Source organism: Haemophilus aegyptius (assembly GCF_900475885.1).
In the GTDB taxonomy this organism is placed as follows: Bacteria; Pseudomonadota; Gammaproteobacteria; order Enterobacterales; family Pasteurellaceae; genus Haemophilus; species Haemophilus influenzae.
Genome location: NZ_LS483429.1, coordinates 715,755 through 740,382, shown reverse-complemented (window position 1 = coordinate 740,382; position 24,628 = coordinate 715,755). Strand labels below are relative to the sequence as shown.

At 40.2% G+C, this 24,628-nt stretch carries 37 protein-coding genes and 2 tRNA genes; 32 read left to right on the top strand and 7 right to left on the bottom strand.

Features of this window, described 5'->3' with window-relative positions:
- Positions 1-92: 92 nt before the first annotated feature.
- The 3 genes from DQN49_RS03925 to DQN49_RS03915 all read right to left on the bottom strand — a co-directional run bounded on the left by DQN49_RS03925 (position 93) and on the right by DQN49_RS03915 (position 3,218).
- Positions 93-605 carry a hypothetical protein gene (locus DQN49_RS03925; protein WP_006995065.1) on the bottom strand — a complete coding sequence of 171 codons (513 nt, stop codon included), beginning with the start codon at positions 603-605 and terminating at the stop codon, positions 93-95.
- A 245-nt stretch (positions 606-850) separates the two neighbouring features.
- A protein-coding gene (locus DQN49_RS03920; RefSeq protein WP_111723549.1) for an IS3 family transposase occupies positions 851-2,178 on the bottom strand; the annotation gives its coding sequence in 2 pieces (ribosomal slippage) (positions 851-1,725 and positions 1,725-2,178; 1,329 coding nt in all).
- A gap of 71 nt (positions 2,179-2,249) precedes the next feature.
- Positions 2,250-3,218: an XRE family transcriptional regulator gene (locus DQN49_RS03915; RefSeq protein WP_006995066.1), complete on the bottom strand. Its 969-nt coding sequence runs from the start codon at positions 3,216-3,218 to the stop codon at positions 2,250-2,252.
- 133 nt (positions 3,219-3,351) lie between these two features.
- On the opposite strand from DQN49_RS03915, the gene DQN49_RS03910 reads away from it, so the two are divergent.
- The 32 genes from DQN49_RS03910 to DQN49_RS03755 all read left to right on the top strand — a co-directional run bounded on the left by DQN49_RS03910 (position 3,352) and on the right by DQN49_RS03755 (position 22,414).
- Positions 3,352-3,558, top strand: coding sequence for a YdaS family helix-turn-helix protein (locus tag DQN49_RS03910; protein WP_006995067.1), 207 nt, complete (start codon positions 3,352-3,354; stop codon positions 3,556-3,558).
- Positions 3,559-3,601: 43 nt separating this feature from the next.
- Positions 3,602-4,054, top strand: a complete 453-nt coding sequence (locus DQN49_RS03905) for a phage regulatory CII family protein (protein ID WP_005651123.1) — start codon at positions 3,602-3,604, stop codon at positions 4,052-4,054.
- A 45-nt stretch (positions 4,055-4,099) separates the two neighbouring features.
- The gene (locus tag DQN49_RS03900; RefSeq protein WP_005651121.1) at positions 4,100-4,333 is read left to right on the top strand and encodes a helix-turn-helix domain-containing protein; all 234 of its coding nucleotides are present in this window, start codon (positions 4,100-4,102) and stop codon (positions 4,331-4,333) included.
- Position 4,334: 1 nt separating this feature from the next.
- Complete coding sequence (locus tag DQN49_RS03895) at positions 4,335-5,117, top strand: helix-turn-helix domain-containing protein (RefSeq protein WP_065246948.1); 783 nt, start codon at positions 4,335-4,337, stop codon at positions 5,115-5,117.
- A complete protein-coding gene (locus DQN49_RS03890) occupies positions 5,102-5,743 on the top strand; it encodes a replication protein P (RefSeq protein WP_065246949.1) in 642 nt (213 codons plus the stop codon). Before DQN49_RS03895 ends, DQN49_RS03890 begins: the two co-directional genes overlap by 16 nt.
- Positions 5,740-5,964: a hypothetical protein gene (locus DQN49_RS03885; RefSeq protein WP_005633909.1), complete on the top strand. Its 225-nt coding sequence runs from the start codon at positions 5,740-5,742 to the stop codon at positions 5,962-5,964. Before DQN49_RS03890 ends, DQN49_RS03885 begins: the two co-directional genes overlap by 4 nt.
- A 36-nt stretch (positions 5,965-6,000) precedes the next feature.
- Positions 6,001-6,420, top strand: a complete 420-nt coding sequence (locus DQN49_RS03880; protein WP_006995071.1) for a recombination protein NinB — start codon at positions 6,001-6,003, stop codon at positions 6,418-6,420.
- An 88-nt stretch (positions 6,421-6,508) separates the two neighbouring features.
- The gene (locus DQN49_RS03875; protein WP_005651110.1) at positions 6,509-7,096 is read left to right on the top strand and encodes a recombination protein NinG; all 588 of its coding nucleotides are present in this window, start codon (positions 6,509-6,511) and stop codon (positions 7,094-7,096) included.
- Between the two features lies 1 nt (position 7,097).
- Positions 7,098-7,463, top strand: a complete 366-nt coding sequence (locus DQN49_RS03870) for an RNA polymerase sigma factor (protein WP_005651107.1) — start codon at positions 7,098-7,100, stop codon at positions 7,461-7,463.
- Positions 7,464-7,585: 122 nt separating this feature from the next.
- Positions 7,586-8,386 (top strand): OB-fold putative lipoprotein, encoded by an 801-nt coding sequence (locus tag DQN49_RS03865; protein WP_223395600.1) that lies wholly within the window; start codon positions 7,586-7,588, stop codon positions 8,384-8,386.
- 10 nt (positions 8,387-8,396) lie between these two features.
- A complete protein-coding gene (locus tag DQN49_RS03860) occupies positions 8,397-9,545 on the top strand; it encodes a type I restriction endonuclease (RefSeq protein WP_005651101.1) in 1,149 nt (382 codons plus the stop codon).
- A 159-nt stretch (positions 9,546-9,704) separates the two neighbouring features.
- Entirely contained in the window at positions 9,705-9,890 is a 186-nt protein-coding gene (locus tag DQN49_RS03855; RefSeq protein WP_006995073.1) for a hypothetical protein, read from the top strand.
- Between the two features lie 385 nt (positions 9,891-10,275).
- The gene (locus DQN49_RS03850) at positions 10,276-10,563 is read left to right on the top strand and encodes a hypothetical protein (protein WP_006995075.1); all 288 of its coding nucleotides are present in this window, start codon (positions 10,276-10,278) and stop codon (positions 10,561-10,563) included.
- A 142-nt stretch (positions 10,564-10,705) separates the two neighbouring features.
- The gene (locus DQN49_RS03845) at positions 10,706-10,957 is read left to right on the top strand and encodes a hypothetical protein (protein WP_005688811.1); all 252 of its coding nucleotides are present in this window, start codon (positions 10,706-10,708) and stop codon (positions 10,955-10,957) included.
- The gene (locus tag DQN49_RS03840; RefSeq protein WP_006995076.1) at positions 10,947-11,978 is read left to right on the top strand and encodes a P22AR C-terminal domain-containing protein; all 1,032 of its coding nucleotides are present in this window, start codon (positions 10,947-10,949) and stop codon (positions 11,976-11,978) included. Before DQN49_RS03845 ends, DQN49_RS03840 begins: the two co-directional genes overlap by 11 nt.
- A 90-nt stretch (positions 11,979-12,068) precedes the next feature.
- Entirely contained in the window at positions 12,069-12,806 is a 738-nt protein-coding gene (locus DQN49_RS03835) for a DNA-methyltransferase (protein WP_006995077.1), read from the top strand.
- A gap of 13 nt (positions 12,807-12,819) precedes the next feature.
- Positions 12,820-13,167, top strand: a complete 348-nt coding sequence (locus DQN49_RS03830) for a hypothetical protein (protein WP_006995078.1) — start codon at positions 12,820-12,822, stop codon at positions 13,165-13,167.
- A complete protein-coding gene (locus tag DQN49_RS03825; protein ID WP_006995079.1) occupies positions 13,164-13,457 on the top strand; it encodes a hypothetical protein in 294 nt (97 codons plus the stop codon). Before DQN49_RS03830 ends, DQN49_RS03825 begins: the two co-directional genes overlap by 4 nt.
- 12 nt (positions 13,458-13,469) lie before the next feature.
- On the top strand, positions 13,470-14,390 hold the full coding sequence (locus DQN49_RS03820) for a recombinase RecT (RefSeq protein WP_061720767.1): 921 nt from the start codon (positions 13,470-13,472) through the stop codon (positions 14,388-14,390).
- Positions 14,365-15,015 carry a translocation protein TolB precursor gene (locus DQN49_RS03815; RefSeq protein ID WP_065246950.1) on the top strand — a complete coding sequence of 217 codons (651 nt, stop codon included), beginning with the start codon at positions 14,365-14,367 and terminating at the stop codon, positions 15,013-15,015. Before DQN49_RS03820 ends, DQN49_RS03815 begins: the two co-directional genes overlap by 26 nt.
- Positions 15,015-15,449, top strand: a complete 435-nt coding sequence (locus tag DQN49_RS03810) for a single-stranded DNA-binding protein (RefSeq protein WP_006996611.1) — start codon at positions 15,015-15,017, stop codon at positions 15,447-15,449. Before DQN49_RS03815 ends, DQN49_RS03810 begins: the two co-directional genes overlap by 1 nt.
- A gap of 63 nt (positions 15,450-15,512) precedes the next feature.
- On the top strand, positions 15,513-16,319 hold the full coding sequence (locus tag DQN49_RS03805) for a DUF7666 domain-containing protein (protein ID WP_111723558.1): 807 nt from the start codon (positions 15,513-15,515) through the stop codon (positions 16,317-16,319).
- A 125-nt stretch (positions 16,320-16,444) separates the two neighbouring features.
- Positions 16,445-17,341, top strand: coding sequence for a recombination-associated protein RdgC (gene rdgC, locus DQN49_RS03800; RefSeq protein ID WP_065246965.1), 897 nt, complete (start codon positions 16,445-16,447; stop codon positions 17,339-17,341).
- Positions 17,338-17,583 carry a hypothetical protein gene (locus tag DQN49_RS03795; RefSeq protein ID WP_005668254.1) on the top strand — a complete coding sequence of 82 codons (246 nt, stop codon included), beginning with the start codon at positions 17,338-17,340 and terminating at the stop codon, positions 17,581-17,583. Before rdgC ends, DQN49_RS03795 begins: the two co-directional genes overlap by 4 nt.
- On the top strand, positions 17,580-17,939 hold the full coding sequence (locus tag DQN49_RS03790; RefSeq protein WP_065246966.1) for a hypothetical protein: 360 nt from the start codon (positions 17,580-17,582) through the stop codon (positions 17,937-17,939). The genes DQN49_RS03795 and DQN49_RS03790 overlap by 4 nt, the downstream gene beginning before the upstream one ends.
- Before the next feature lie 7 nt (positions 17,940-17,946).
- Complete coding sequence (locus DQN49_RS03785; RefSeq protein ID WP_006995082.1) at positions 17,947-19,110, top strand: DNA cytosine methyltransferase; 1,164 nt, start codon at positions 17,947-17,949, stop codon at positions 19,108-19,110.
- Positions 19,111-19,167: 57 nt separating this feature from the next.
- Positions 19,168-19,650 (top strand): DUF551 domain-containing protein, encoded by a 483-nt coding sequence (locus tag DQN49_RS03780; protein WP_032826241.1) that lies wholly within the window; start codon positions 19,168-19,170, stop codon positions 19,648-19,650.
- 3 nt (positions 19,651-19,653) lie between these two features.
- On the top strand, positions 19,654-20,091 hold the full coding sequence (locus DQN49_RS03775; protein ID WP_006995084.1) for a hypothetical protein: 438 nt from the start codon (positions 19,654-19,656) through the stop codon (positions 20,089-20,091).
- 138 nt (positions 20,092-20,229) lie between these two features.
- The gene (locus DQN49_RS03770; RefSeq protein WP_006995085.1) at positions 20,230-20,655 is read left to right on the top strand and encodes a Gp49 family protein; all 426 of its coding nucleotides are present in this window, start codon (positions 20,230-20,232) and stop codon (positions 20,653-20,655) included.
- A 46-nt stretch (positions 20,656-20,701) separates the two neighbouring features.
- On the top strand, positions 20,702-21,124 hold the full coding sequence (locus tag DQN49_RS10275) for a hypothetical protein (RefSeq protein WP_006995086.1): 423 nt from the start codon (positions 20,702-20,704) through the stop codon (positions 21,122-21,124).
- A 52-nt stretch (positions 21,125-21,176) separates the two neighbouring features.
- Positions 21,177-21,491: a helix-turn-helix domain-containing protein gene (locus tag DQN49_RS10610; protein WP_005651299.1), complete on the top strand. Its 315-nt coding sequence runs from the start codon at positions 21,177-21,179 to the stop codon at positions 21,489-21,491.
- Positions 21,389-22,414, top strand: coding sequence for a tyrosine-type recombinase/integrase (locus DQN49_RS03755; protein ID WP_006995087.1), 1,026 nt, complete (start codon positions 21,389-21,391; stop codon positions 22,412-22,414). The genes DQN49_RS10610 and DQN49_RS03755 overlap by 103 nt, the downstream gene beginning before the upstream one ends.
- 104 nt (positions 22,415-22,518) lie before the next feature.
- Here the strand turns inward: DQN49_RS03755 and DQN49_RS03750 are convergent.
- The 4 genes from DQN49_RS03750 to tolB all read right to left on the bottom strand — a co-directional run bounded on the left by DQN49_RS03750 (position 22,519) and on the right by tolB (position 24,616).
- Positions 22,519-22,594: transfer RNA gene (locus DQN49_RS03750), tRNA-Lys, on the bottom strand.
- Positions 22,595-22,617: 23 nt separating this feature from the next.
- A tRNA-Lys gene (locus DQN49_RS03745) sits at positions 22,618-22,693 on the bottom strand.
- 154 nt (positions 22,694-22,847) lie between these two features.
- Positions 22,848-23,309, bottom strand: coding sequence for a peptidoglycan-associated lipoprotein Pal (gene pal, locus DQN49_RS03740; protein ID WP_005652235.1), 462 nt, complete (start codon positions 23,307-23,309; stop codon positions 22,848-22,850).
- A 23-nt stretch (positions 23,310-23,332) separates the two neighbouring features.
- Positions 23,333-24,616 (bottom strand): Tol-Pal system beta propeller repeat protein TolB, encoded by a 1,284-nt coding sequence (gene tolB, locus DQN49_RS03735; RefSeq protein WP_006995088.1) that lies wholly within the window; start codon positions 24,614-24,616, stop codon positions 23,333-23,335.
- Positions 24,617-24,628 lie beyond the last annotated feature (12 nt).

Below are 24,628 nucleotides of genomic sequence, written 5' to 3'. Positions count from 1 at the left end.
CTCGCGCAATAAAGTCTAACAAGGCAAGGAGCTATTACTGTAAACAAAAAGCCCCGACCGTTTCCGATCAGGGCTAATAAATCATTAACACATTACATTTCCAATACAAACTTCAACGTATCCGTAATCGTTGAAAAAGTAAGCTTCTCTAAATTTTGCTTAATAAGTGTAATCTCAAAAGAGCCATCAATATCCGAGCAGCCCAATAATTTTAATTTTTCCACTCTTGTTTGATATTGTGAAATTTCTTCCACTAAATCGCCAGACAGAATGCCATTAAAGGCTTCACGTGCCAAATTGACGCTAAATCCGAATGACTGTGCTAAATAATCCACATCGATTGTAATATCTGCACCAACAAAACTATCTTTCGGATCTGAAAACTGAATTCTAATATTCATAGAGCCTTTGTAGTTGGCTTCAATCGTATCAGGAATAAGATTACTAACAGTAAATCCTTGCCCTTGTAAAAATGCAATCGCTTCATTCGTCATCAACGAAATAGCATTCTCTTTTTTGCCCTGTAATAGGGCTAAACGCTGCTTAAATAAGGCATCACTTTCAGCCTTTAAATCAGCAAGTTGTTTACGTAATTCAAATGACATTCTTTATCCCCTTATAACCGCCTAAAATTAAAGCAATTATAGTACGAAGTGCCACAATAAAAAAGCCCCAAGTCTATCAACTCGGAGCTATCAAATTCATTTGTGCGTTCTCAACGTGCTAAAACCGCACTATAAATAAAATAATACACCTAATAGCTAGCCATTTCAAGGATTTTTTGAAACTTTTTTAGGGGAACTCAAAAAATTTAGGGGAAATTGATCTGACCCCAAAAAGTTAGACTGATTTAGTTCAAGGACTGAGTTCTGTAATTCACAGGGCTGAGTCCTTTTAGTTTCCCCTGAATGCGCTCATGGTTGTAATAATGAATATATTCATGGATCGTTTTTTCCAGTTGTTCGAACGTCTCAAATCGTTTGCCGTAATAACATTCCGTTTTTAATCGCCCAAAGAAGCTTTCCATCGCACTATTATCTAAACAATTCCCCTTCCTTGACATACTTTGTTGAATGCCATTCTCCCTGAGTATGTTTTGATAACCTATCATCTGATACTGCCAACCTTGGTCGGAATGTAAAATCGGTTTTGCGCCTTCAAGCCTTGCTACAGCTTGTTTCATCATTCGGGTAATTTGCTCAAAGTTCGGGCTTCGCGCTAAATCATAAGCAATAATTTCATTGTTAAATAAATCCTTAATTGGGGATAAATAGAGCTTGCCTTCAGCGCACTTAAATTCGGTAATGTCGGTTGCCCATTTTTCATTAGGCTGTGTTGCCGTAAAATCGCGTTGTAACAGATTATCCGCAATATGCCCGACTTCACCTTGATAAGAACGATATTTTTGTGTCTTGCATTTTCCCTTAAGCCCCAACCATTGCATAATACGTTGCACTTTTTTATGGTTAATTTTAATGGTTTCTCTTAGCTTAAACGTCACTCGGCGATAACCGTAGTTTCCGTGATTATCATGATAAATAGTGGCGATTTCTTGTGAGAGTGCTACATTTTTATCGTTTTTCGTCTTCAAGTGATAGAAGAAAACACTGCGTGCCAAGCCGATTAAATCTAATAAAATGGGCAGCGGAAAATGAATGCGTAATGCCTTTACGATAGCGGCTTTTTCTGCATTTTTTGTTGGTTGAGCTCTTGCAACTTTTTTAGGATTGCGTTCTCCGCACGTAGTCGGAGATTTTCCAATTCTAGTTCTTCCTCTCGTGTTTTCGGTTTAGGCGGCATTTTAGGGTATTGGAGTTTCATGGTTGGGCGACCTTTAGGTTTGGGGATTAAGCCGTTTATACCTTGTTTTTCAAAGGCTTTCAACCATTGGCTAACAACACCTGCATTGGCAATACCAAAATGTAAGCAAGCGGCTTCTGCAGAAAATTTCCCATTTTTAACCGCTTGTATCACGTTAAGTTTAAATTCAGGTGAGTAATTTCGCTTCTTACCCAGCACCGCTAGCCCATTGATTCCACTATGATTAAATTGGTTAATCCAACGTTCTAATGTTGTTTCGGCAAGTTGAAAATGCCTGCGGGTAAGTGAACTATTTTTACCATTTTGAAGATAAAATTCGATGACTTGTTGCTTGAAAAGAAAATTGTATTTGGTCATAAAAAATCTACACCTTAGTGAGTTGGTTGTTTAGTCCAACTTTTGGGGTGCAGATCAAATTTCCCCTTTTCTTATAAATCCTCTGCAATAATAGAAAATTTTCGCACGCAACGACCCAGTACGTTTAAACGTGACAAATCATCAATTTCAAAGCTCGATCCCACGCGCTCATTCTCCGCCACCGCATTTAATACACCGCTCGGTGTTTGATATAAACGACGCACATACAACTCATTATTCATTACAAACAAATAAATCCCTTCGCCAGCATATTGTTTACAAGTCGTATCCACAAACATCAAATCTTTTTTATTAATTACCGGCGACATACTCTCATTAAACATCGTTATCATCGCCACATTCGCCGTAGAGCGTAGTTTTAATAAATCCATCATCCCATCTTGTGAAAGATGTAAGGCTTCAAAAGGGCGAGGGAAATGCGCATTAATTATATCTGTCTCAGCTAAACGATTTACATCTAAGGCAAAAACCCATTCTTCCGTTGGCTTCGTTTTTAATGAAACCTGCTGCTTCTGCAACATCTCGCGTAATTCATCACTTCCACTGTCAAAAAAATTATTGACGGTCTGCCCCTGATTGTTATTAATCTGAGAATTTTCCAAAGTGGAATGACTAACGGTCATATCGCCATACAACAAATAATCCGGCGTTGTACCGAGCTCTTTTGCTATTTCAACAATTTTGCGTGGATTTCTGGTTTCTCCGGCAAGGATTTTCTGCATAGAGGGTTGAGCAATGCCGATCATATTAGCAAATTCGGTTTGGTTTATTCCTTTTTCTACCAGCAACGCTTTTAATCTCCCTGATAATGTTGTCATTTTTGTACTCCCATATTTTAACCAGTTTGGATCTACACCTAACGCATTGGCAATCTCAAGAATATTTCTTGGTTTTTGAGTTTCACCTTTCACGATATTACTGATCGCACCTTGGGTAGTTCCCACCATTTCCGCCAATTCTGCTTGTGTAACATTCCTTTCAATCAGCAAAAATTTCAATCGCTCGCCCAATGTTGTCATATTTACTCCCTTTCCCTTTCTATTTTATTTTATAGATATTTCTATAGATAAAAAAATAGATTTACCTATTTATAAATAGTTTATTTTCCTTTAGAATAGTAAAAACTTTATTTACTTAATAGGAAAGACTATTTTGATCAATAAAACAATTAAAATTGCGATTGATGAATGTGGTGGTCAAGCCAAATTAGCAAAGCTGTGCAGTGTCGCACAGCCTACGGTTTTTGCTTGGCTTCACCGTGGTGGTATTAGTGGCAAATACATCCCGCTTATCGCCAAAGCATCCAATGGGAAAGTCACCGAAACTGACATCTTGCGCTCACTCACAAAGTCACAATAGCGCAACGAATAGTAAAAATCTTCAAGAAAAAGGAAAGGTTTTAATGAACAGTAAAGACATTCAGCGCACGTTACATCGCGATTGTAAAAACGCGTCTGGCGGTATCACTACGCTGGCACTCACGCTAGGCAAATCGCCGAATATTTTAGGCAATAAACTTAACGTAGAATGCGAAAACAATCATCTCAGCTTTATCGAAGCCCTCGATCTCATCGAAATCACCAATAGCACGCGCACCGTCGCCGCCATTGCCGACAAAATCGATCATCTTATCGTACCTATGCCCAAATGCGCCAGTTGCTGCGCCGATGTCGTGCAAGGCTTTTTAGACATTACCACCAATGCAGGGAAAATTGGCGAACAAATCAAAAGCGCAGTCCATCCTAATTCAGATTTAGGGCGCGAGTTATCCAACAAAGAAAAACAAACGATTTCCGCCAGCATTGACGCGCTCATTGAAAGCGCATTGTGCTTAAAGTGGGAATTAGAGCAATAAAAAAACCACGGCGGGAACCGTGGCTAATCATTAAGGAATGTATTTATGGAGAATACTAATCCAAACGAAAAAATAAGTCAATCGCAATGTGACCGTATTTTGCGTTATTTGCAATCAGGTAAGCGACTGACATCACTCGAAGCTTTAGACAAATTCGGTTGCTTGCGTCTTTCGGCGCGAATTTTAGATTTAAAAAACCGCTGGCATCAGATTTCGGACGAGTTCGTCCACGATGCACGCACAGGCAAAGTATATAAAGCGTATTTTATGGCGGTATGAGATGAGTGTTGAGTTAATGACTAAAGCATTTAAAAGCAAAACCGGCAATCCTTTAACAAAATTAGTGCTGGTAAAATTAGCCGATAATGCGAATGATGATGGCGTTTGTTATCCAAGTTATAAACGTATTGCAATCCAATGTGAAGTTTCGCGCCCTACGGCAATTTCGCACGTTAAGAAATTGGAAGCGATGAAATATTTATCCATTCGTGAACGTAAAACCGAAAACGGCAACGCCACTAATGTGTATATCTTGCATCCCGAAAACTGGGAAATATTAGAGCCTTTTACTAGTAAAGCAGCTTTACCACCCCTAGTAAACGAGCTTAACCACCCTAGTAAAGCAGCTTTACCACCCCTAGTAAACGAGCTTAACCCTGAACCATCAATAGAACCATCAGATAACCATCATATTAAAAAAACTACGCAAAAAAGCGAATCCGAAATGTTGCTTGAGCAGTTCGGTATTACCGGACAACTGGCGAAAGATTTTATTGCACACCGCAAAGCCAAAAAGGGCGTAATTAACCAAACGCAACTCAACCGTCTGCAAAAACAAGCGGACAAGGCGGGGATTTCGATTTGTGAAGCGGTGGAGATTTGCATTGAACGAAACTGGCAGGGATTTAACGCATCATGGGATTGGCGTGATGAAAAACTGCGACCAAATTCACCGCACTTAGGGCAATCACACCCCAATAAACCCAAATTTGACGATACGCAGACAGGCTGGTCTGCAGGAATGAATTTCACAGTGGACGGTACGCAATGGAAAATTCCATAACACAAGACCAAATTAACACGCTCCCGCCAGAATGTGCACAGTGTGCGGAAGAGACGATTAACTGGCTCTTTCAAGAGCTTAAATCGATTTTTCTTGGTTGGCGTGCAGCCTTTGAAACCGAAGCGGATTATCTTTCTGCTAAAAAAACTTGGTTGCGTGTGTTGGTACGAGAAAAAATTACGAGACCTCAGTTGGAGAACGGGCTTTATAAAGCAGAAAACTCTCTTGATAAATTTTTACCTAGCGTAGGGTTGTTTGTGTTTTGGTGCAAAGCCTATGACTATCACGCACTGGGCTTACCGAATGAAGCGGAATTATACCAACGTTATAACACTTTCTTAGGCTATGCCCGATTCAATCGGGATGAATTTCAATATCGTTCAAAAGTGGAATTTTGGTTGCTTAAAAATCTGTACGAAAAGTGTAAGAAAAAATCGGAAGAGGACACGTTGAAAGCTATTCCGAAATTACTCACAAAAGCGGCAGAAAAAGTGCGGTCGAATTTTCCTTTTGAGGATATTCCGAAAATGATTCCAACAAAGCCACGTTTTTACGATAAAGCGAAGGCTGATAAGGCACGCGATAGCTTGATGGCAATGATGAAAGGGAAAGGGGCATTGCAATGACAAGCTATAAATGCCCAAAGTGCGGTGCGGAATTAGAGGATTTTTATACGCCAGATTATTTTATATCGAGCAGCGAATGGGATGACGATCGTTTTCGTTGTAACGGTCACTTAATTGAGCCGATACCGTTTCCGCAGGTAAGCAAATACAGCGCAGTAAATCGAACAAAATCTTGCGGTTATTTTGGGTTGGAAGATTTAGGCGTGGAGTACAAAGAATGAGTATTGCGATGTTATTTAAGCGTTGGGAATGATGTGATGAGCCAATACAAACCTTTCTTTTTACGCGATCAACGCATTAAAAATAATTGCTTGGATTTAATCAAAGAGCTGCCAATAGACGATAAAAAGCCGTTGGTAGTCAAAATCCAACCAATAACACGAAACCTTGAGCAAAACGCCAAGTTTCACGCTATGTGCCAAGATGTTGCAAATCAGGCTGAATTTATGGGGCGTAAGCTCACAATGGAGCAGTGGAAAGTGTTGTTTATTTCGGGTCACGCAATCGCCACCAATCAAAAAGCAGATGTTGTGCCAGGTCTTGAGGGGGAATTTGTGAATATCCGTGAAAGTTCGGCTCAAATGAGCGTGAGCAGAATGGCGAGCCTTATCGAGTATGTGACCAGTTGGGGCGTGCAAAATGGCGTGAGATTTAACGATAGATGGGGATTTAAATGAAACGCTTAAACGATGATGAGATTTTGGAGTTAAAAATTGTACTTTTGATTGCGGCAGTTTGGGTAATGTTTAATATGGTGTTTGGTTAATGGCGAAAGAGTATAAATGCAAAATGTGCGGAAACTACTTTATAAAAACCGTTTCAAGTCTGCAAAAGGTCTGTTCGCCAGAATGCGCTATTAAACTTTCGCGCGAACAGACCCGCAAGGCACGCGAGAAAAAAGACAAACAGGCGCGAATCGAAAACCGCAAAAAAATGACCGCACTTAAAGAGAAAAACAAAACCAAGCACGAATTGACCAAGGAAGCGCAAGCGGCAGTAAATAAATATATCCGCCTACGCGATATGGGCAAAGAATGCATCTCCTGCGGCACGCCCTTAGTGGCAGAACAGCTAGGAGGAGGGTTTGATGCTGGGCATTACCGCTCACGTGGAGCTGCGCCACACTTGCGCTTTTATACTCTCAATATCCACGGTCAATGTAAAAAATGCAACCGCTACTACGGCGGCAATGTACAGCAATATCGCCTAGGCTTGCTTGATAGACTAGGTAGCGAAAAAGTCGAACAAATTGAAGCTGACAACCGCCCACGGCATTATTTCCCCGATGACTTACGGCGCATCAAACAGATTTTTAACAAAAAATGCCGATTAATAGAAAAAAGAAAGGGATAATATGCAGACCAAACACATCTTAGATATTAAATTAACTGCTCGCCGCTATGGCAAATGGGCGCGTGAAGGCGAGGGAATTAACTATCCCTCAATTCAGCCCTTTTTACGCAAAGCAACGCCCGATCACGGTATCCCGATGTTAGATGATGAAACCGCAATGCGCATTCACGACGCAACACTTATTATGCGCAACGTCACACCAGAGTTATATCAAGTGTTTATGCTACGGTATGTTAGCAATTTATCGCAAGGTGACGTAGGGCGGGAAATGAGAGTGAGTGTACCAACGATAAAATCTTATCTTTACGCCGCGCATCAATCTCTAAAACTACTTCTAACGCAAAATAAGTGTATTTTTCTCGCTTAAACTTTCATCAAACGTCTGCTTCGGTAGGCGTTTGGTTTCTAAAATGTGATCTATATCACTGAATGATCCCCACCTATTGTGTAATATGCCAAAAATCTCTCGCTAACATCAAGGAAACTAAAATGAAAAAAGCTGTGCTATCCTCGCTAATCTTAGTTGCATTACCCTTTTCAACGCTTACCGAAGATAAAATCTACAATCCAAGTCCACAAGAAATTGAATTAATGAAATTAGTGATCAAGGAAGAAATAGATGTCTACTTTCAAGGTGGGAAAACTGCTTATAAATATGGTGATTACGTATTTACCACCATATCTGAATTAGAAAAGGAATATGATAAAAATGAAGCTCGAGCCAACAAAAAATTCAAAGGCAAAAATTTGATAGTTTCAGGCACGATAGGTAGCATTGAGACGGATTTATTCGATCACCCGTATATTGTATTTAAATCAAAAAATGAATTTAACTTCAACGCGACACAAGCAAAATTTAAAAAATCTGCTTACGATAAAGTGATCGATTTAAATAAAAGCGATAAAGTAAATTTAGTTTGTGAAGGTGCCGGAGAAGTGGCGGGAACACCAATGCTAGACAATTGCCAATTCCGCGCCGATGTCATCAAATCCATTACAGATCAATATCTCGCAGATTATAATAACCTTTTAACAAAAGGCGTAGATACATCAAAAGTATTTTTAAATAAGATCGTATATATCGTCGCACGACGAGCGTATATAACCAATGGATTTAGCAAATGCAGTAAAAAAATTACATCTGATTGCCTTGATAAGGGCGTAGATAAGAAAAAAGAAAAAGCAATTGAAGATGCGGCTGAGAATAATGATTTTATCCCTGAACTTAAACCATTAGCCGAATATTTAGATTTCCACTACACCCCAAAAGATCAGCGAAATAATCAATAAGGAATGTATTATGACTGATGCCATTTTAAAAGATAAAATCCTATCTCACGCCCAACACGTATTACGCGCTGGGCCACATTGCACAACCGAAGAAACTACCAAGCAAGCATTAATTCTTCCATTCTTGGATATATTAGGCTTTACATCATACGATCCAACTAAAGTAAAAGCGGAATATACTGCAGATTTTGTCGGCGCAAAAAATGGTGAACGAGTGGATTACGCGCTATTTTGTCATAACGTGCCGGTAATGTTTATTGAAGCAAAATCCTACAATGAAGACTTAAGCAATCATGCACCACAGCTCGCGCGTTATTTTAATGCAACCCCTGAAGTAGCCGTTGCAGCAATTACCAATGGCAAAGAATGGCGATTTTTCACTGACTTGAAAGATAAAAATATAATGGATAGTACGCCATTTTTACGCATAAACTTTAGCAGTCTTGATGAAACTAAAATCCCACAACTAGCGCAATTCTGCCACGATAAGTTTCAACCAGAAGCACTCCGCACATTAGCGGAAGAAAGTGTTTATCTTTCCGCTTTCACTAAGGTTATTTCATCGTCTCTAAAAGATGTAGATAGCGATTTTGTTCGATATATTGCCGGTCGTTCCAATATTGGACGCCAGCTTAACCAGCGTTTTATTGAATCCATTACCCCAATCGTGAAGCAGGCAGTTGAGAAAGCTGTGAGCGAAATGGTTGTATCAGGCTTATCCAAGCAGCCGGTAATGGAGCAGTTGGAAGAGCCAGCATCGGAGATGATTGATGAAACCGCGCCTGTCGTCGATCCTAACAATAGTAAAATCGTGACAACCTATACTGAGCGATTATTATCTGAATATGTTTCATTAATTCTAGGCGAAGAAGTTGAACTGATCGCCAAAGACACTGAAAGCTATTTCAGCATTTTGTATCAAGGAAAAACGAACCGCTGGATCTTACGTTATTACGATAACAAGCAACGCCCATCGATTGTAATTCCTATAGAGCTAAATGACGAGAACAGAAAGGAGATCGTGCGCGCCGGTTTGGAAATCTCAGGCAGCCAAATTATTATAGATTGCCCTGAAAACATCTTAAGATTGAGCGGTATCATTCGTGATTGCCTTGAGTATTGTCAAGATGATGAAAATTTTAGAGTGAAAAAAAAATAACGCAATACACAACCCACCCAGCCCGCAATCGCGGGCTTTTTTATTGCCTAAATTTCGACAAACAAAAAAACTATATTTTATAGAAAAAACTATTTACATTAAATAGAAAAAGCTATATTATAAGCACATCAAAACAAAACACCCTATAAGGAACCTAAAATGAATATTAATAGCTCTGCAGAATTAAAAGCCTTTTTCATTACCGAAGTGTTAGAGCGTTACGCAGAGAAAACAGGAAAAGCCTTAGAAGCCTTAGCAGATTTGTTTATGACTAATGAAGATTTCAGAAATCTGATTATGGATGAAGTTGAAGTAGAGGCAAAACAAGTTGTAGCACATATTTAAAAATGTACCCACCGCAATAGCAGGCGTAAGCCGAGAGATAAGCAGAGACGGCAGTGGGATTTAATAAAAGAAGAAGAAAAATAAGAACAGTCACTTAAGTTTATCGCCTAAAGTTTTTACTAAGCCCTTTGAGAAGGCCTTGAATAAAAATTTTAATTGCTCTTTAACAAATCGAATCACCCACGAACCAACATCAACATTGGGAATAATGCGTAACTTGAACGCGTGGGGCTGAGGCAATCAAGATAACGCCATTTTTAACCGCACTTTTCTCTTAATGCAGCCGAAATCGATTTGACGGCGACCGCGTTGCGGAATCTGACAGATTAAGCGCATTATCACATTAAAGCGCGGTTAAAAATGGTACACAAACAAGGAGCCAACTATGGCAACTATCATCGTAAAGCGTGATGCAGGTTCACGCAAATTCACCGAAAAAGGCGAAATTTTACAACGTGGTAAAGCGGGCAGATTAGAAAGAATGTTCGATAAACAACGTCGCATTAATGCCGCGTTTGAAAAAATGGTGGTAAAAGAAAGTGCGGCGGATCGCGCAATTAAATTTGCAGCCAACCGCCAAAAAGAGCAATTTATCGACATAGCCAACTACCCTGCTGCAAAGGTAAACCTGCTGGTACAAACACCGTGCACGCAGTGCAGAAGCGCAGATTAGGGGTAAGAGAATTAATACGATAGCCTCGGCTTGAGCCTTACAAGCATAAAGAAAGGCACCATATTCTAGACAAAATTAGCATAGACTGATTGCACTACTCCACTGACCGCTCGAAAGGGCGGTTTTTTTAGGGTTATTTAAAATGAAAAATAAAATCACAGACTTAAACAATCATTTATTTTCCCAGTTAGAAAAACTGCTTGATGAAGACTTAACCGATGAAGAACTTAATCGAGAAATTAAACGTGCCAATGCCGTATCAGGCATTGCGGCAAATATTATCGCAAGCAATGCGATTTCGCTTAAAGCAATGACATTGTTTGAAAATCGTCAAATTGAAAGAGAATCCCCTGATTTTCTAAGAATATCTAAGGCGCAAGGCGATGACCTCTAATGCGGAACGATTTAAATTCACCGATGAACATATTGCGTTTATTCGCTTACATTGGGATAAAAAGCCATCTGATCTAATTAAATTGTTTCAGCAACAGTTTGATTTATTAATAAATCGTAATGTTTTCTATAAATTAAAAAAGAAACACAATATTCCAAGCCTTAAGCATGCTAATCGTTACAGCAAAGAAGAACTTGCGTTCATTAAAGCGAATTGCACGTTAAATGAAAGAATCTTGGCTCAAAAAATGGAAGTTTATTTCAATAAACCATTTAATCCACACGCGTTAAAGGTTTTGCGCGTGAAGAGACAATGGCTAACCGGACGAAGCGGTCGATTTGAGAAAGGTGAAAATTTAAAACCGATTGGCTTTGAGCGATATTGTGAAAATGCAAAATGTTGGTTAATAAAAGCAAGCATTAAACGTTATGAACGGAAATCGCATTATCTCTGGCGCAAAGCCAGTAGAAAAATTCCGCGTGGACATATTATTGATTACAAAGACGGCAATTCAAGAAATTGCACCCTTGAAAATCTCGAATTAATTTCACGTGTTGAAATGGCTTGGCGAAAGAAATTACAGTATCACCAACTCAATGATGAAATTAAACCCACCTTTTCCGCCTTTGTAAAACTCAAAGAAGGCATAAATCAACGTAAAAAAGAGAAAGATATGGAAGAAAATCAATCCCCCAATATTGCCACGCAGGAACCGACAACATTCACGTTTGAATTTACAGAGCATGACCTACAACAGCTCGTTTGGGCGTGGTTTGCTTTATTGCGTGGCATGGAGCTTTGCCAAGCACTTCACCCTGCATTAAAACAAATTGGCTCGCACTACGCTGCTTCCGTTTATAGCATGGCTTACGAATATCGCAGTACTCTCCGTCAAGCTCAAAAAGTATTAGAGCGAATCACGGAACAATTTGAATGCGAGCAAGGCAATAACTGGCGCGTATTAAAATATCTTCGAGCCTACGATCCTAAAAAAACGAGTTTTCAATTAGAAATTCTATAAAACAGCAAAAAATCCGACCGCACTTTTGAAAAATCGTGTGGCGGATTATTACACCCAAAATTCAACAAATCGACTAAAAAGGAAACAAAAATGAAAACCGAATTATTCAACGATCACTTCCAAAACTACAAACGCTACCACATCCCAAAAGCGCAGCTAGTCATCGCCGATATTCCCTACAATCTCGGTAATAATGCTTACGCTTCAAACCCTGAATGGTATGTAAACGGCGATAACAAAAACGGCGAAAGCGACAAAGCCAACAGTAGTTTTTTTGATACAGATAAAGATTTTCGCATTGCCGAATTTATGCATTTTTGTTCAAAAATGCTCATCAAAGAACCGAAAGAACGCGGCAAAGCCCCTTGTATGATTGTGTTTTGCGCTTTCCAACAAATCCCAATGGTGATTGATTACGCCAAGCAGCACGGCTTTAAAAATCACATCCCTTTGGTGTTTATTAAATCATCATCACCACAGGTGCTCAAAGCGAATATGAAAGTCGTCGGCGCAACAGAATATGCCTTGATTTTATACCGCGATAAACTGCCGAAATTTAACAACAACGGCAAAATGATTAAAAACTGGTTCGAATGGGAAAAGGACAACCGCAAGGAAATCCCTAAACTGCACCCGACACAAAAGCCCATTGCCGTGTTAAAACGCCTCATCGAAATCTTTACCGATGAGGGCGATGTAGTGATTGATCCGGTTGCTGGCAGTGCATCCACGCTACGCGCCGCACGAGAGCTTAACCGCCCGTCCTATGGCTTTGAAATCAAAAAAGACAGCTGCAAAATCGCAAAAGAACAAATGCTTAATATCTAACAAGGAGCCCCAAATGAAACGCTCAAAAAACGCATTACGCCAAGAAAAACAAAGCTTCACGCATTTTATGAAAGGCAGTGAAAAATGGCTAAACAGAATCTGCTATTTTCTCGCCGCCTTGGTTATTTCCCTAATTGTGGGCGGGATTAGCCTAGACGCCGATGCCAACCCCACCGATTGGCACGATAACGAATTAAGCCAACAAATCCAACAAGAAACCCGATGTGAACTGAAAGGGGGCATATATGAAAACGGTGTATGTTTACCGCCTAATCTTACACTGGCAGCAGAAAAAGAACTGCAGGATTACACCGCACAAAAACAAGCAGAAATTAACCGCACTTTAGGAGAAAAACAATGAAACCCTACGCTGATTACTACGCTCAACTCAATGCGGCACACCAACGTAAAGTGGATTGGCAAGCAGGCTATGAAATCGCCTTAGACGAAGTCGCCACGGAAATTGACAATGATTTACAACAAGGCGACCAAACGCATTATCACGAACTCACGGAAATGTTGTGTGATAACGATAATTTCTGGCTTGCCATTGGCAGCGGTGCAAGTTATGAGCCTTATAGACAAGAAGCGATTAAGAAAATCGCCGAGCGTGAATTAAACGACAGAATGAATGATTATGACCCAGATTAATGGAGGGGCGAGATGACAAACCAAGTCCAACATCAACAAAATAAACAGCCACCTGCGCTTAAAACATTTTTTGAAAGTGCGAATGTGCAAAATAAGATTAAGGAACTTGTTGGCAAAAATGCGGCCACTTTTGCAACAAGTGTCATGCAAATCGCCAACAGCAATTCAATGCTTAAAACAGCAGACCCAATGAGCATTTTTAATGCGGCCTGTATGGCTGCGACACTGAATTTGCCACTACAAAATGGCTTAGGCTTTGCCTACATCGTCCCTTTCAGAAACAACAAGGAAAAGAAAACCGAAGCGCAATTCCAAATTGGCTATAAAGGTTTTATCCAACTGGCACAACGTAGCGGGCAATTTAAACGCTTAGTCGCATTGCCTGTGTACAAAAAGCAACTTATCAAAAAAGATTTTATTAATGGTTTTGAGTTCGACTGGGAGCAAGAACCCGAGCAAAACGAAAATCCAATCGGCTATTACGCCTATTTTAAACTAGTAAACGATTTTTCAGCCGAACTCTATATGAGCCACGATGACATCGTCAAACACGCTCAACGCTACAGTCAAACATTTAAAAAAGGCTATGGCGTATGGCACGATAACTTCGAGGCAATGGCATTAAAAACTGTAACTAAGTTATTGCTATCAAAACAAGCCCCGCTCTCTGTTGAAATGCAACAAGCCGTATTAGCCGACCAAGCCGTTGTGAAAGATGTAGAAAATCAAGAATTCAACTACACCGACAATATTCAAGAGGCGGAATTTTTAGCGGTTGTTGATGAAGCCACATTCGAACAATGCAAACAAAGCATTGCCAACGGCGAAACCACCCTACAAGAGCTTTGTGATAGTGGGGCTTATGAATTTAGCCAAGAGCAGATTGCGGAGTTGGAGGCGATTGAGAATGGAAATGTACCAACTCAAAGCTAAATGCTCTGGCTTGGCTGATTTAATGGTAAAGCCTAAAAGCGGTAATGGAATATCTGCTACAGCAAAAAGTGCGGTGAGAAAGATAGTGAAATTTGATTTATTCGGTTATCGAGATTTTGAGGGGAATAAATACACCGAGAAAGGTATCGCACTAGAAGAACAAGCCATTAAGTTAAGCGGTCGTAAGCGTGGATTACCTCTTAAAAAGAACACGGAAAGGCGTGAAAACGATTGGATTACAGGCGAGTGCGATATTTATGTGCCAAGTCGAAAATTAATCATAGATACTAAATGCTCTTGGGATATTGGTTCACACCCTTTTTTTGCTGATGAGGCGGAAGAAAAAGCGAAAAAAGCGGGTTATGACGCACAAATGCAAGGCTATATGTGGCTATGGGATTGTAGTGAGGCGCAAATTGATTTTGTCCTCCTCCCCACTCCTTATGACCAATTATCAAGCTATGACGACCCAAACAGATACATTGACTTGGTTGAGCAAATCCCCCAAGAAAAACGTATCACCACCGTCACAATTAAACGTGATGAGAAAATCATCGAGAAAATCAAAGAGCGGGTAGAAATTGCTCAAGAATATTATCAACAACTCATACAGGAGATGCGCTAATGGCACGTAATACCAACACCGTGATATTAGTCGGTCATTTAGGCAGTGACCCAGAAATCCGCCAATTCCAAAATGGCGGGCAAATTGCCACATTTAATCTTGCTATCGGCGATGATTACCGAGATAAACAAGGTAATACAGTTAAACGTACGCATTGGATACCTATTGTGGTGCATGGCAATTCTGCTGATGTAGCAAGACAATATCTGCAAAAAGGCTCAAAAATCTGTGTAACAGGAAAACTAGTACAGGAAAGCTGGCAAGACCAAAACGGCAATAATCGCACCGCACTTAAAGTAGCGACACAATCCTTTGAAATGCTAGACAGCAAGGTAAGCAATGAAACACAACAGCCAAGCAAAGACAAAGAAAAACCCGACCCATTAAGCGCAGCAGCTGAACAAGATGGGTTTAATGATGATATTCCGTTTTGAGTTACATGATAAGCCACTAACCAATAGTGGCTTTTTTATTATCTAAATTTGAGAGACAAAAAAATGACTGAAGAAAACAAAGAAATTATAGCTTATAAAGGGTTTAAGCAAGACTGGACTTGTCGAGGTTATCAGTATGAGGTAGGCAAAACGTATGAGCATAAAGGTAATGTTGAGGCTTGTGAGAGTGGATTCCACGCCTGCGAATACCCGCTTGATGTGCTTAGCTATTACAGTCCAGCGGTAAGTAAATTTGCTGTAGTTAAAATGAGCGGCGAAACATCAAAAGATAGTGATGATACAAAAATTGCATCTGCAAAAATCACGATCGAAACCGAAATTAACTTACCGGAAATGATAAAAAAAGCCGTTGAATGGATAAAAGGTAAAGTTGATTGGGATGCTGCCAAGGTGTCCAATACAGGCTATCGGTCGGTAGCGACTAATACAGGCTATCAGTCGGCAGCAACCAATACAGGCAATCGGTCGGCAGCAACCAATACAGGCAATCTGTCGGCAGCAACCAATACAGGCAATCTGTCGGCAGCAACCAATACAGGCAATTGGTCGGCAGCAACCAATACAGGCGATTGGTCGGCAGCAACCAATACAGGCAATCTGTCGGCAGCAACCAATACAGGCAATTGGTCGGCAGCGGAAGTATCTGGCAAGCAATCTATAGCTGTCGCGCTTGGTTGGCAATCTAAAGCTAAGGCGAGTATCGATGGTGCGATTGTTTGTGTGTATCGCAATCATGATGGCGAGCTAATCCATATCAAAGCATCAAAAGTCGGTGAAAATAACATCAAAGCTGATACTTGGTACACGTTAGATGAGATAGGTGAGTTTGTTGAGGTTAAAGACGACTAAAAAACCATATAGAGAACCTATCTATGGTAGTGATAGATTCGTGGTTGAAGAACACTACTACGAAGATGATGCTTAAAATCTGCCGCTATTAATTAGCGGCTTTTTATTTATGAGGAATAATAAAAATGTACTGGTTTAGAAATGCAATTATTTACCAATTAACAAAACAAATAGACTTTGAGAGTATCGAAAAACAACTCAAAGAATGTGAATTTACTCCGTGTGGTTCAGCAGATGTTAGCCATTTCGGTTGGTCTGCTCCGCTCGTCACCAGCGAAAATTTAGCACATCAAGCGAACGGAAAAATCTTACTTGTAGCTAAACGAGAAGAGAAGATTTTGCCTGTGGAAGTTGTGAATCGTGAACTCAATAAACGAATCACTGCACTTGAAGAAAAAGAACAGCGAAAATTAAAGAAAGTAGAACGATCATCTTTAAAAGATGATGTGATAGCTACCCTACTTCCGCAAGCGTTTTCTCGTATCAAAATGACCGCACTTTATATCGACACATTGAAACAACTTATCTTTGTTGATACAGCATCAAGTAAAACAGCCGAAGATGCACTTGCACTTTTGCGTAAATCGCTTGGCAGCTTGCCAGTAGTACCGTTGGCGTTTAACTGTGCGCCGTGTGAAGTAATGACAAGATGGGTTACAGATACTGCACCTGATTGGCTAATCTTGCGTAAGGAAGTGGAAATCCGCGAAAAAGAAGATCTTGGCGTTATTCACTGCAAGCAAAAAGATGTTGAAGACGAGGAAATTATTGAGCTTGTTCAAAATGGCTTGATCTCTAAACTCGCGCTTGAGTGGGAAAACAACCTTAAATTCGTATTAATCGAAGATGGCACGCTGAAACGCCTGAAATTTGACGACAATATCACCGAGCAGAACGATGATATTGTAAAAGAAGATGTAACTGCTCGTTTTGATGTAGACTTTGTCTTAATGGCGAGCGTGCTTGGTAAAACAGTGGATAGCCTAATAAAAGAATTTGGCGGGATTAGGGATAGATTATGAGATTACTTAAACGGCTAGCTGAAAAAGTCCTGATAGACGATCTTAGACGATTGGATAAACATATTGATAAATCTATCGAACTCCATGAATTGAAGCTACGAAAATTGGGTGAATTAATTAAAAGTCTGGAAGCTGAGAACAATCAACTAAAACGAGAAAATGCGACGCTTGAAACTGAGCTTAGAGCAATAAAACAAGAACGTATTTTTAGTAAACGTAAAAAGAAAAGCAAACGAAAATGAATGAAATTAACATCAAAATCCCCTTACATAAATTCCAAACATTAATACACCGTTATGTTAGAGACAGCCTACACGATAACGGAACGCCTGTTTTAATCTGCATCCACGATGTTAAAGAGTATTGGGCGGTGCTAGATAGCCATACAAGAGAAAAAATTAAGGGCGAAGTGACATTTTTTATCAAAGAATATCATCATCTACGCAATGATGAATTCTTTAAGAAAGATTTAGCTGCTTGGAGTGAATTAGCCGACTGGATAAATGAAAACCGCAGTAGTACATCAACAACTGGCACAACAGCAAAACCACTTGTGCCTGTGTTGCCTGTGATTAATCCAAAACAGAGGAAAAAATAACCGCACTATGTTTACCTACGGTTCAATCTGTTCAGGGATTGAAGCGGTAAGCGTGGCATGGAAAGGCTTAAGTAAACCGCTGTGGTTTAGCGAAATTGAGCCTTTTCCTTGCGCCGTGCTTGCTTATCATTATCCCAACATCCCAAATCTTGGTGATATGACCACCTTACCCGAAAAAATCTTAAACCGTGAAATTCCTGCGCCTGATGTGCTTGTTGGTGGTACTCCTTGTCAAGCATTTTCTGTCGCTGGTTTGCGAAACTCGTTAGATGACGACCGCGGAAATCTCACGTTAACTTTAATACACATATTAGAGGCTATTGATTATGTTAGATACCAAGACGGTAAGCAGCCGTGCGTTTTGTTGTGGGAAAACGTTCCGGGTGTACTATCCACCAAGGACAACGCATTCGGACACTTTTTGGCTGGACTGGTTCAAGAACGTCAGCCATTGCAGCCAACAGGGCGAAAATGGACAAACGCAGGTTTATTGCATTCAGCTCGAACTGTCGCGTGGCGAACACTCAATGCTCAATACTTCGGACTCGCCCAACGACGCAAGCGCGTGTTCCTTGTGGCAAGTGCTAGAGAAAGAAGCGTCGCCCAAATACTTTTTGAGCGCACAAGCTTGCAAGGGTATTCTCAATCGTGCGGAAAAACGCAACAAGGTTTTACCTGCTACGCTGAGGGAAGCTTTGGAACGTATCGCCAATCCGTATTGGGGGGGCTAGTAAAAGCTAGTGGTGGGGCGCTTGGTGGTGGCTCTGAAACTATTGTAGTACATGGTACGCAAGACCCGATTATTTCAACATCAACTGCCCACTGCCTAGGGCGCAATAATGGGCAGGAAAATGTTTTGTTCGATATTTCAGACCGACGCGATGTTGTGCGCATACAAAAGGACGGCACTACGCCAACACTTACCGCAAGAATGGGGACAGGTGGGAATAACATTCCATGCATGAGCATCAACCAAAACATTCGCAAACTTACCCCTTCAGAATGCGAAAAATTACAAGGTTTTCCTCCAGGTTATACGCAAATATCGTATCGAAATAAACCAGCCGAAGATTGCCCGGATAGCCCGCGCTATAAAGCTATCGGCAATAGTATGGCTGTACCGGTTATTAAGTGGATCGGGGAAAGAATGATTAATTATTTAAACAAATAAATCCAATAGGCGTTCCAAGTGAGTGTTTTTTATTTTAAGCAAACAAAGGTGGAAAAAATGACCAAATATTTTTCAGTGGATATATCAAACGATATCCACATTATTAATTTGTGTGAAACATTAGAGCAAGCAAGAGAGACTTGTTTGGCTGGCGCTGTCGAGGCTCACGAATTTGCAGACGACATGGACGAATACGAAAATTATGAGAGTAATGATTTACCGTATGCTGTTTATGGTGTGGTTTTAGGTAAAGCGGAATGCAAGAAAAAAACGTTAACCGAAGAGGAGAAAGATGAGCACTGCTCCGATTTTGATTACGTCCTTGAAAAACCAGAAATTGTAGATTACCCGAAAGATGGCAACTGGATTAAGTATGACTCTTGCCCGCCAAGTGAAGATGGCTTTTTTATCGCATATTGCCCGGAATATGACATACCTGTGAAGGTTGCATTTTACGATGCAGACTTGTGCGGATTTACAGAGTTTACAGATGGTGAAGTAACACACTGGCAACCACTACCACAACCACCGGAGGAATAAATTATGCCAAATTGGTGTGTAGGAAATTTAAAAATTAGAGGCGAATCCGCTGATATAACGCATTTTTTAACGGAGTGCATTGAAGGTTGCGAGTGTGACATTGATGAATTTGGCACGTTAGAAATAAAAAACATTAGAGAGCAAGAAATCAAAGGGGCCCGACGTGTTTTTTGCGACAACCCAAATGAAATCATTGAGGGATATGAGTTGGAGAATGGGTATATCGTTGTCATACCAATCTCAGCTGCATGGGTATTAAGTCAGCCTGAAATGATTGAATTAAGCAAAAAATTTAATGTTGATTTTAGGTTTTATGGATTTGAATTGGGGCAAGCATTTAATCAAGAGTTAGAAATCATAAAAGGCGTATTAACTTTAGATAAATGTATCGAATTTAAAAATTACATTTGGGAATGCCCTATGCCTTATCTTGGGGGATAAAACCCATTTACAGCCCATTAAATCGCCCTCTCCTCTTTACAAAAAGGGGAATAAATTAGATGAAATGGGCTAACTAAAATAAATCGTTATAACCGCCATTATGGGCGTTTTTTTTACTATCTAAACCACGGAGGAAACATGAATAGTATTACCGAAGAATTTATTAAATCACAAATTGCCAATGTTGAATATCATCAACTTACCGGCACAACAATCACAATCTCGGTCATTACATTAAAATCAGGCTTTACTGTTACGGGCGAAAGTGCTTGCGTAGATCCAAATAACTTTGATGTAGAAATCGGAAACAAAATTGCGTATGAAAATGCGTTCGATAAATTGTGGCAATTATTCGGTTTTGAACTGAAACAGAAAATTGGCGGTGATTGGATGTATCGCTTACATCGTGAACGCTCGGAATTGGCTGAACGTATTGATGCACTTAAAGAGTTTCTCAATAGCAAAGAAATAATCACAATATGCGAGCATAACGTTCTCAAGCAGCAAGAAAAAGTGATGTCACAATATCTTGCAATTTTGGATGCTCGTTTGGCGCAAATTTAAGTAAATCGACCGCACTTTGGTGCGGTTTGTTATTTAAGGAGTATGTATGAACTACACAAAGAAACCTGTCACAATCCAAGCGTGGCAATTCACAAAAGAGAATTACACTAAAGGGGTTCCGCACATTTTTAGAAGTAAAAATGTTTCGTATTGGTCGCAATATGGCGGAAAGGTTATCGGAGGGGAAATTAAAACATTAGAGGGTGTAATGGAAATTTCCGAAAATGATTGGGTTATCTGTGGGGTAAATGGCGAATTTTATCCGTGTAAGCCAGATATTTTTGAAAAAACTTATATGCCAGATCCAAATATTGAAGACTATATCAATCGTATTCGTGATCTTGCAAACAATCGAGATGTCGAGGGAACACATATTGAAGCTGATAAAATCTTGTGTGAAGTACTGAAAACTCTTGGGCAAAGTGAATTGGTCGAAGAATTTGAAAAATTAGAAAAATGGTACGCGTAATAACGCTAAATGATATGACCGTCCGAAAGGGCGGTTTTTTATTGGAGGAAATATGGAACAAACGCTCACTATTCGCGATGTTGCAAAGTGCTTGAACCTTAGCGAAACAACCGTGCGGAAAAATAAATTAAAGTGGGGATTTTTCCAAATGGAAGGGTCTAGAATGTGGCGAGTTTTTAAATCCGATCTTGATCGCAATCGCAAAAAAGCTGAAAATCTCAGCGATCTATATGCGAAGGTCGGTGATACACAGGAGAAACAAAAATGCCGATCCGCAAAAATAAAAATGGCGTGTGGCAAATCGATTTTACCACACCAAGCGGCGAGCGAGTTCGATGCAGTAGTAAAACAACTGACAAAAAATTAGCTCAACATCTCCACGATAAGCTCAAGCACGAAGCATGGCAAGTGGAGCAGCTTAACAAAAAGCCCGAAAAAACGGTGGAGCAAGCCTTAATTTTATTGCTCAAAGACGCAGAGCATAAAAAAGACAAACTCACCAAAATTCAGCACGCCAAATATTGGCGCGATGAAATCGGGAACAAGCTGCTTAGTTCTTTAACAAGTGAAGATATTCAAAATGCGATTCCTACGCACGTTGTACGCACAGGGAAAATACTTTCCCCAGCAACCCAAAACCGCTATCGTTCGTCCATTATGCGGGCAATCAATCTGGCAAAGCAAGCTGGTTGGATTGATGTCGTGCCTTATATCGCTAAAAGTAGCGAACCCAAAAAACGCATCCGCTGGATTACTGAAAAGGAAGCAGAGCGATTATTAGATAGCTTAAATCTTAATTGGATGAAAGATGTCTGCCAGTTCGCCTTATTGACGGGGGCTAGAATGACGGAGATTTTGTCAATGACGTGGGATAAAATTAATTTTGCTAACAAAATGGCAATAGTTACTGGCGATATTGCAAAATCTGGACGTGGACGTTCTCTGCCTTTAAGTGATGACGCAATTAATCTAATCAAAGAAAGGATGAAATATCAAGTGTCTCCCTATGTTTTTCATAGCGGAACAGGGAAACTACGTGATGATATTTCACGAAGGGATTTTAAGCGCGCCTTGCAGCGAGCCAATATTAAGAATTTCCGATTTCATGATTTACGTCACACTTGGGCAAGCTGGCATATCCAACGCGGAACACCGCTAATGGTACTCAAAGAGTTAGGCGGATGGGAAACGATAGAAATGGTTCAGAAGTATGCACACCTAAATGCCGACCATTTATTGTCATACGTGAATCAAGTCAAATTCTCGTCAAACACTCGCCTTGCTAGGTAAAGCAGAATAGCAGAAAACGACAAACTGGATGATTATCCAGAAACAAAAAGTACGTAAGTTATTAATTCTAAAGAGAAAACTTACAATACTTAGAAAACTCTATTTGGTAGGTTGTGAGAGGCTCGAACTCTCGACCGACGGATTAAGAGTCCGCTACTCTACCAACTGAGCTAACAACCCAACTGGACAACTAAATCAGAGAGTGGTGGGTCGTGAAGGATTCGAACCTTCGACCAACGGATTAAAAGTCCGCTGCTCTACCGACTGAGCTAACGACCCACTGTGTTAATGGATTTATGATAACGCATTTGTTCTAGAAGCAAAAGAATAAATTCATTCTTTCAAGCTAATTGGTTAAATTACAAACGATGAAAACAAAACAGGATCCAATAAAAAATGGATCCTGTTTTTCAAGTATTAGAAATACTAAGAATTAGTACGCTAACACTGCACGACGGTTTTTAGAATATGCAGCTTCATCATGACCTAATACTGCAGGTTTTTCTTCACCGTAAGATACTGTGCCTAATTTACCAGCATCAACACCTTTACCAGCTAAATAACCTTTAACTGCATCTGCACGACGTTGGCCTAATGCGATGTTGTATTCTGGTGTACCACGTTCATCAGTGTTACCTTCTACTAATACTTTAGCAGCTGGCGTTGCATTTAAATATGCAGCGTGTGCATCTAAGATTTGAACGTATTCACCAGTAATGTCATATTTATCAAAACCGAAATAAACGGTATTGTAACGTTGTTGAAGATCAGCAACAGAGTAACCGCCAAAAGTTTGAGCAGCACCATTGCCTGCAGCATCGTTGTTAGATGAACTACAAGCTGCTAATGCAGCTACAGAACCTGCAACTAATAATGATTTAACAAATTTGTTCATTAGATTTCTCCTAAATGAGTTTTTTATTTAGTTAAGTATGGAGACCAAGCTGGAAATTTAACTTGGCCATCACTTCCTGGAAGGCTAGCCTTAAAGCGACCATCTGCAGAAACCAATTGTAGCACCTTTCCTAAGCCCTGTGTAGAACTATAAATAATCATAATTCCATTTGGAGAGAGGCTTGGACTTTCGCCTAGAAAAGATGTACTAAGTACCTCTGAAACGCCCGTTGTGAGATCTTGTTTAACTACATTATTGTTACCATTAATCATCACAAGTGTTTTTCCATCTGCACTAATTTGCGCGCTGCCGCGACCACCCACTGCTGTTGCGCTACCACCGCTTGCATCCATTCGATAAACTTGTGGCGAACCACTTCTATCGGATGTAAATAAAATTGAATTTCCGTCTGGCGACCACGCTGGTTCAGTATTATTACCCGCACCACTCGTCAATTGAGTAGGTGTACCGCCATTTGCTCCCATAACGTAAATATTCAGAACACCATCACGAGAAGAAGCAAAAGCTAAACGAGAACCATCTGGCGAAAAGGCTGGTGCGCCATTATGCCCTTGAAAAGATGCCACTACTTTACGTGCGCCAGAATTTAAATCCTGTACAACAAGTTGTGATTTTTTATTTTCAAACGATACATAAGCCAAACGCTGGCCGTCTGGAGACCAAGCTGGAGACATAATTGGTTGGGCACTACGATTGACGATAAATTGATTATAGCCATCATAATCTGCTACACGAACTTCATAAGGTTGCGAACCGCCATTTTTTTGCACAACATAAGCGATACGAGTTCTAAAGGCACCACGGATCGCAGTTAATTTTTCAAAAACTTCATCACTCACAGTATGCGCGCCATAGCGTAACCATTTATTTGTTACTGTATAGCTATTTTGCATTAATACAGTCCCTGGCGTACCTGATGCACCAACCGTATCAATTAATTGATAAGTAATACTATAACCATTACCCGATGGAACCACTTGTCCAATTACAATTGCGTCAATTCCAATATTCGACCAAGCCTCAGGATTTACCTCTGCAGCTGAAGTTGGGTGTTGAGGCATTTGAGACACCGCAATAGGATTAAACTTACCACTGTTACGTAAATCATCTGCAACAATTTTACTAATATCTTCTGGTGCAGAACCAACAAATGGTACGACAGCGATAGGGCGCGCACCATCAACCCCTTCATCAATGACAATGCGTACTTCATCGCCAGCGAATGCATTGCTTCCAACAGCAAGTACAATCGCTAATACGCTCACTAAACATTTTAATAATTTCATTTTGTTACCTTT